This window comes from Collinsella sp. Sow4_D11 (genome assembly GCF_052116465.1).
Classification (GTDB): Bacteria; Actinomycetota; Coriobacteriia; order Coriobacteriales; family Coriobacteriaceae; genus Collinsella.
This window is the reverse complement of record NZ_JBQKLA010000037.1, coordinates 1-7,147: the sequence shown is the minus strand read 5'-3', so window position 1 is coordinate 7,147 and position 7,147 is coordinate 1. Positions and strand designations below refer to the sequence as shown.

General features: G+C 59.4%; 6 protein-coding genes and 1 pseudogene. 6 read left to right on the top strand and 1 reads right to left on the bottom strand.

Going from position 1 to position 7,147, the window contains the following annotated elements; genetic code table 11:
• A pseudogene (locus ACTQ40_RS09885) lies at positions 1-374 on the top strand (hypothetical protein); the annotation flags it as partial.
• Positions 375-473: 99 nt separating this feature from the next.
• Here ACTQ40_RS09885 and ACTQ40_RS09880 read toward each other — a convergent pair.
• Positions 474-665, bottom strand: coding sequence for a hypothetical protein (locus ACTQ40_RS09880; protein ID WP_441554646.1), 192 nt, complete (start codon positions 663-665; stop codon positions 474-476).
• Between the two features lie 90 nt (positions 666-755).
• On the opposite strand from ACTQ40_RS09880, the gene ACTQ40_RS09875 reads away from it, so the two are divergent.
• From ACTQ40_RS09875 to istA, 5 genes are all read left to right on the top strand, one after another.
• On the top strand, positions 756-1,748 hold the full coding sequence (locus ACTQ40_RS09875; protein WP_441554645.1) for a helix-turn-helix transcriptional regulator: 993 nt from the start codon (positions 756-758) through the stop codon (positions 1,746-1,748).
• Positions 1,749-2,053: 305 nt separating this feature from the next.
• Positions 2,054-3,682, top strand: a complete 1,629-nt coding sequence (locus ACTQ40_RS09870; protein WP_441554644.1) for an amidohydrolase — start codon at positions 2,054-2,056, stop codon at positions 3,680-3,682.
• 39 nt (positions 3,683-3,721) lie between these two features.
• Positions 3,722-5,104, top strand: coding sequence for an MATE family efflux transporter (locus ACTQ40_RS09865; protein WP_441564027.1), 1,383 nt, complete (start codon positions 3,722-3,724; stop codon positions 5,102-5,104).
• A 191-nt stretch (positions 5,105-5,295) separates the two neighbouring features.
• Positions 5,296-5,406 (top strand): transposase-like zinc-binding domain-containing protein, encoded by a 111-nt coding sequence (locus ACTQ40_RS09860; RefSeq protein ID WP_441564025.1) that lies wholly within the window; start codon positions 5,296-5,298, stop codon positions 5,404-5,406.
• A gap of 144 nt (positions 5,407-5,550) precedes the next feature.
• Positions 5,551-7,017, top strand: a complete 1,467-nt coding sequence (istA, locus tag ACTQ40_RS09855; RefSeq protein WP_441564023.1) for an IS21 family transposase — start codon at positions 5,551-5,553, stop codon at positions 7,015-7,017.
• Positions 7,018-7,147 lie beyond the last annotated feature (130 nt).

Sequence of the window (7,147 nt, the reverse complement as noted above, 5' to 3'; positions counted from 1 at the left end):
AGATTCCGCTGGGCGAGGGCTCCGACGTCTTTTGGGTTTTCTTCTCGATGAACGTCGTCTTCCTGCTTATGAGCTATATTCCGATGTTCCCGGCGTTTTGGCGCCTGCGCAAATACGACGATCGCCCGCGCGTGTTCCGCGCGCCCTTCGAGGGCAAGGTGCTCGCGGTGGCACTTGCGATTCCCGTGGTGGAGCTTGTGCTTTCGATTGTCGCCACGATTGTGCCGCTCAACAGCTCACCCGCCGAGATGACAAAGTTGCCGATTCTCGTGGGCGTGGTAATCGGTGTGTTGTTGGGCGAGGTTTCGCGCCTCATATCGCGCCGCGGCCGCAGCGTCGATAATCCCGGCGTTGGCGTGTATAGAAAACGCTAACCGTGAGGGGCTTGGCCCACCGGCACGGGGCTAAAACCGGGGCTGCTTCCAAGTTAATAAATTGTTGCGAGGATTACTACGGCAATCGTGAAGGTTATGCTAATGGTTGCGCTGGTCGAGTGAAGAGGTGAGCTTAGGCGCAAAGTAGGGGACGTGTCCCAGGTAAGGGCAGCTGTCGTTGCGCTCATCAACGATGCAAAGAACGTTATCGTAGGTCATGGTTGAACCGATTTTGGCGATGGCCTTGGCGGCAGGCGCGACAATAATCTTGAACGGTGCAATTGGCACCATGGTATTTCCTTTCGATCTTGGCATTCGTTGGATTTTTTTACCACAACCGTATTATGGAATCAAGTGGGTTGTGCGGGGAATGAGGGTCGTATGAGCTTCGCATTTTTTATCTACACGATTCTTGTCATGGGCGTTGGATTGGTGACGGCATCAACTGCGCTCGTAATATGGCTCATGACTCGTCGACGCGATTGTTTGGCGGCGGCCGCGGGTTTCCTTCTCTATATCATCGATATGTCGGTGATCTTCTTTGATGAGTACAACCGGCTCAAATATGACTATACGGTGACGTTTAATGAGCCGCTTCAACACCCGTTGCTGCGCTGTGCGCTGGGCGTGGCGATTCTTGCGTGCGTATGGCTTTGGGTAATGTTTCGCTTGCACGACGAGGTGACCGTTAAGCGAGTTGCCGCATATGTCGTACCGATCGCCGTGCTTCAGCTTGCTCTGGTGCCTCGTACTGGCTTTGCGGGCCAGATTCAGCAATATCTTTTTTGGCTTGCGCGCGATTTGGGAATGGCATTCTGCTTGGTATATGCTTACGCCCGCTATCGCAAGACGGAGAATAGAGCTGAGCGGCTCGATCTTGAGCGCTCTCGGACGTTCTTTCGCATAGCCTGCGTGCTTACCGTGATGGTGGTTATCGAGGATACCTATATGATCCTATTCTGCACGCCTGACGTTGACAACGTGATGGTGAGCGCCTTTTTATGGTATCTGAGCGAGCGGAATATCTCAGAGAATTTATTGTTTGTGGCTGCAGCCGTTCAGCTATTTAAACAGTTCAGCCATATCTTACGTGCGTTCTCGCGTCATCCTCGTGCCGATGAAGAGGTAGCGACAGAGCGCCGTGATGCACGGGAGGACCTTGTCTCGCGAGTTGTGATTTTCTCGGACGAGTATGGGCTTTCAAAGCGCGAACAGGAAGTGCTTACACTCGTATTGCGTGGACTCGATGTCCAAAAGATTGCTAATGAACTTGTGATTAGTCCGGGTACCGTCAAGGCTCACCTGCATCGCATCTATGTAAAGAGCGAAGTCAAGGCGCGTGACGACTTGATTGAGGCATTCTGGCGCTCGTGAGGCTGGAGCGGTCCGGCTGATGGTGTATCGCAGACCGCTCGGCGTAAAGAAGCGACAATAAACTTAGACAATAAAATACCTGTTCAGACGTGTAAACCTGCTTAATCCGTCCGTTCGCTCGGCTCCATCTTGTCAGCTTGTGCTGGAGGTGCGTCAATGGGTGTTGACGCGGGGCGTAGGGCGCTGGACAGACGCCCAACTGCCTGTAGGCACGTGTCACGGGGGGCGGCAAATGCTCCCTCACCGATTGGGCGCGACGTATTGTGGCGCTTATCCATTGTCCTGTAACGTCTGAGGAGGCTCATATGGACAAAGCGGATTTAGTCATCAAAAGTAATGCTGTGTTCACTGGTGACGGGCTGGCACCGTTCAAGGGCGGCGTTGCTATCGCGGGTGACAGAATTGTTGCGTGCGGCGAAGATAAGTACCTCGACGCTTTTATCGGGTCCGATACCGAGGTGCGCGACTATGGCGATAAGCTCGTCATGCCTGGCATCATCGATTCGCACACTCACTATGTCCAGGGCGCCTTTTTGTCCGATCCCGATTTCTCCGTCAATCTCATCGATTGCACAAGCTTCGAGCAGTGTATGGAACGCGTGCAGGCGTTTGCCGAAGACCACCCGAACAACGAGTGGATCGTGGGCTGTCAGGTTATCCAGTTCCAGTGGGACGTGCCCGAGATGCCTACGGCGGCAATGATCGATGAGTACATTTCGGACCGTCCGGTCTTTTTGCAGCAGGTTGACATGCACACGTTTAGTGCCAACACCTGCGCAATCGAGAAAATCGGCGTTACTGCTGAAACGCCAGACCCATCAGGCGGCAAGATTCTTAGGGATGAAGCTGGCAACCCCACTGGGGTCTTCTCGAACAATGCGGGAGCCCTTTTCATGGATGAGGTATACAATCCTGCCCCCGAGGTGGCTAGTGCTTCCTTAGCAAAGACCGCGCATCGCGCCAACGCTCTCGGTATTACGACAGTCGGCATGGTTAACCCCACTTTTGTGAGCATGGATAACCCCTATAAATTCCTCGCGGAACTCAACCGCAAGGGCGAACATCCGTTGCGCGTGTTCATGTACACAGACCTTTTTGAGAACGAGACCATGACGCTCGAGGAGATTCGGGCGAAATACGACTTCCCGGGCACGCAAGTCGAGTGGCATGGCTTTAAGCAGTTCATTGACGGCGTGTGCTCCGATCATACTGCTTGGATGCTCGAGCCCTATGCTAATGCTCCCGAGACCTGTGGCGAGCCGGCTGAGGAACCAGAGCGCGTGCGCAAAGCCATCCTTAAAGCGCTTGAGTGGGGTGTCGACACGCGCATCCATGCCATAGGCGATCGTTCCGTACGCTTTATCCTCGACTGCTTCGAGGAGGGTGAGAAGCGTTACGGTCTTATGGGCTGTCGTCACTCCATGGAGCACAACGAGACTGTTCAACCTGAGGATTTGCCGCGCTATGCGGAACTCGGCGTTTGTCCGGCTATGCAGCCGTGGCATATGCTGCTTGATATGGCCGACTTGGCAAAGGACGACGCCGTTGGTCCCGAGCGCGCGGCGCTCTCGTGGCCAATTCATAGCTTGCTTGCGAGCGGTGCCTGCGTGCATCTGGGCTCCGACTTCCCGGTCGTGGGGCTTGAGCCTATGGAGGAAGTCTATGGAGCGGTCTATCGCATGCTCGAGGATGGATCTAATCCTGAGGGTTGGTTCCCTGAGGAGCGAATCACTATGGCCGAGGCCCTGCGCGCATACACCTACGGCGGCGCCTATGCTATGCATGCTGAGGACCGCATCGGCACACTCGCCTGCGGCAAGCAAGCCGACATCTGCGTACTCGACCGCAATCTCTTTACCTGCGAGCCGGCAGACGTTCTCGGCGCCACAGCTGAGCTTACGGTGGTCGCCGGTAAGGTCGTCTACGAGAAGTAGCCCCACAGTCTTTCAATCTCTCAAGGAAAGGGGAGAACCATGGCAGAAGAAACAGCCGCTGTCGTTGGGGAGGAGCACGAGCTCGCCTCAAAGCCGATTCCAGAACTCGTGCGCCGCTACACAATTGTGACCGGTCAGGGCATGCTCGCGCAGATCATTATGGTCGTGCTCGAGGGTCTCGTGATGGGCTGGGGCCTGGGCTCTCACGGTCTTGCTTGCGTCTCGATCATCATGTCTGTCGAGTACATCAATCTGGCCTTCGGCAACCTCTTCGGTACGGGCGTACCGGCCGTCGTGGGCAACCTGCTCGGCGCCGGCGACATCAAGGGGGCGAGTAAGGCATTTAGCCAGGGTTTCTGGCTCACGACGATTGTTTCGGTCCTGCTCGCCGTCGTGATGGCAGCCCTCACCGAGCCCATCTGTGCATTCTTTGGCGCAACGCCCGATATCATGGCTGACACGGTCGCCGGCGTGCGCACGTTCGCCGTGCTATTGCCGCTCACAGTCATCGGCCAGATGGTCACCGCCGTTATGCGCGTCGATGAGAAGGTCCAGGTCTCGGCAAATCTCATGACCGTATCTGCCATCGTTGCCATTTGCTGGCTTGCGCTCTCGACTTTCGTACTCAAGCTCGGCGTCATGGGTGCCGGCGTGTACTATGGCCTGTCCATTGGTATCTGGGCCATCGGCATCTTCTGGTATGTTGGTGGCAAGAAGTCTCAGCTCCAGATCAACCTGGTCGATCTCAAACTCGACATGGGTATCTGCGGGCAGATCGTTAAGATCGGCTTCCCGTTCTTCCTGGTCCAGGGTGCGACATTTGTCTTCAATACCGTTGCCAACTCGCTGCTCGGCACGCTTGGCGGTGACATGGGTTCGCTCTACATCGCTGCCTTCGGCGTAATCAACGGCTACATTCTCTACATCACCATGATGGTCGCCCAGTGCTTCTCCTATGGTCTGCAGCCCATCGCTGCTTTCAATGCCGGCGCCAAGGCCTGGGCTCGACTCAAGGAGACGCTCTCCTGCACACTCAAGTATCAGATTGTTGTGCTGCTTATGGTCACTGCCGTCCTGTGGGCAGCTGCAACGCCGGTCTGTGCGTTCTTCGCGGGTTCCGACCCGGCACTTGTCGAGGTCGCTGCCAGCGCTACACGTATCGTAGTCCTGGCCGTCGCGCTTGGGTACCTTGCGATGACCATGTCCATATACTATCAGGCGGTCGAAAAGGTCGGCGTCGCTACGTTCTGCGGCCTGCTCCGTTACGTGATTTGTTCCGTGCCGCTCATGTACTTGCTTGGCGGTATGATGGGTGCGCAGGGCGTTTGGATTGCCTTGGTTGCAGCCGATGCCATTACCGGCCTGGTTTCCATCGCACTTGCTGCAAAGGAACAAAAGCGCCTGAATGGGTTCATGGCGTAGTCTAGGGCTTATAGGACATAATGTGTGTCCACGTTGGGGGTATCGGCGCAGGCCGATGCCCCTTTTTCAGCCGTTTAAATTCCGTGCCCGCTTTTAACCGCTCGGACAGAATGTGTGTCCGGTTGCCTATCGTTACCGCAGGTAGATAACCTTTTCCGGAACCGTTAAATACCCTTTCGGAGGAGGTGTCCATGAAGGCCGGCTATTGCCCTTACTGCGGCGGTCGGGCCAAGCGCAACGGCAGGACCTCATCGGGGTCCCAGCGGTGGATGTTGATGTTCACTAAGAAGTGGTCCGAGTGATCACTGGGAAATGAGCACCGTGAGCACGAAAAATTGAGCAGTTTAAGCAAGAGGGCCGCGCCCCGGGGACCGGGGGCGCGGCCCTCGCCGTATGGTTTCCCCGGGCGGTTACTTTGGCGAGCCCGCCCGGGAAGGATGGAGGAGATGACCGTGCCCCTGGACACAGTGAATGATATACGGTCGATGGATGCCGCCGGGCGCTCGAGGTCCGAGATCGCCCGAATGCTCCACGTGAGCCGGAACACCGTGGCGAAGTACGCCGACATGGAGGACATGTCGCCCGCCGCGCCGATGCCCCGGAGGAGGGGCAGGCCCGCGCTCGAGGGCAACGAGGAATGGGTCGCGGGCGTTCTCGAGGCCGACCTCGGGGCCCCGAGGAAGCAGCGCCACACCGCCAGGCGGATCTACGACAGGCTCGTCGCCGAGCGCGGCTACGGCGGCTCGTACTCCACCGTGCAGAGGTTCGTCCGCGAGCTCAGGCTCGCCCGGGCGGCGGCGGGCGGAGAGGGGTACCTCGAGCTAGAGTGGGCGCCCGGCACCTGCCAGGTCGATTTCGGGAACTTCCGCGCCGCGGTCGGCGGGAGGGCCCTCGACCTCAAGCTGCTGGTCGCGACGCTCCCGCACTCGAACGACCGGCAGTGCGTCGCCCTCATGTCGCAGAGGTCGGAGTGCCTGTGCGCCGGGCTGCTCGATATCTTCCGCCGCTGGGGCCGCGCCCCGGCTGCGATGGTGCTCGACAACGCCACCGAGGCGGGCAGGATGGTACGCGGCGAGGTCGCGGAATCGAGGCTGTTCTCGCAGTTCAGGGCCCACTACCGCTTCGAGAGCCGGTACTGCAACCCCTATTCGGGAAACGAGAAGGGCTCCGTCGAGAACGCCGTGGGGTTCCTCCGGCGCAACCTCCTCGTCCCCGTGCCGGCGTTCGGCACGCTCCCCGAGCTCAACGCGTTCCTCGCCGAGGGATGCGCGAGGATCAACGCGGCGGCGCGCTGCCGCGACGGCAGGCCGCACGGGGAGGCCTACCGGGAGGACCTCGCCGCCATGCGCGCCCTTCCCGGCGTGGAGTTCGACGCGGTGAGGTGGGTCACCGCCCGCGCCGACAAGCGCGGCTACGTCGAGGCCGACGGGCGCGAGTACGTCGCCGGGCCCGCCTGGCACGGGCGGAGCCTGCTCGTCGGCATGCGCGCGACGACGGTGGAGATCCTCGCCGACCGCGGCCGCCGGGTCGCCGTCCTCCCCAGGGCCTTCGGGGAGGGCCCCGCGGTCCGGAACCCCCTCTCGCTCGTGCCCGCCATCATCGCCAGGCCGAGGGCCTTCGGGGAGTCGACGATCAGGCGCGACATGCCGCCGGGGCTCGTCGAGGGGATCGACCGGATGGACTCCGCCGGCAGGAGGCGCACGCTCAGGTCGATCGGCCGGGCGAGCGAGTCCTCGGGCTTCGAGGCGGCATGCGAGGCGGCGCTCAGGGTCGTCGAGGGCGGCCGCGTCCCCGACGACGCCACGGTCGACGTGCTGGCGAGGCGCATCGCGGGAGGCGGCGGCGAGGCCGGCGGGGCCGACCTGTCGGTCTACGACGGGTTCCTGAAGGGGGCGGTCGCCGATGGCCGCTAGCGAGGAGCTGGCCCACAGGTGTTTTTCACAACAACTAAATTTAGGATTTCACGACTAATTTCTTTCGGGTTTCACCGTTTTGCAAAGGTGCCGCACCCTTTCTTCGCTAACTGTCCGATCTTCCCATCAT

Bases quoted from the DNA above. Each gene is read 5' to 3' on its own strand.
- ACTQ40_RS09880 (WP_441554646.1), bottom strand. From the start codon at position 665: ATGGTGCCAATTGCACCGTTCAAGATTATTGTCGCGCCTGCCGCCAAG.
- ACTQ40_RS09875 (WP_441554645.1), top strand. From the start codon at position 756: ATGAGCTTCGCATTTTTTATCTACACGATTCTTGTCATGGGCGTTGGA.
- ACTQ40_RS09870 (WP_441554644.1), top strand. From the start codon at position 2,054: ATGGACAAAGCGGATTTAGTCATCAAAAGTAATGCTGTGTTCACTGGT.
- ACTQ40_RS09865 (WP_441564027.1), top strand. From the start codon at position 3,722: ATGGCAGAAGAAACAGCCGCTGTCGTTGGGGAGGAGCACGAGCTCGCC.
- ACTQ40_RS09860 (WP_441564025.1), top strand. From the start codon at position 5,296: ATGAAGGCCGGCTATTGCCCTTACTGCGGCGGTCGGGCCAAGCGCAAC.
- istA (WP_441564023.1), top strand. From the start codon at position 5,551: ATGACCGTGCCCCTGGACACAGTGAATGATATACGGTCGATGGATGCC.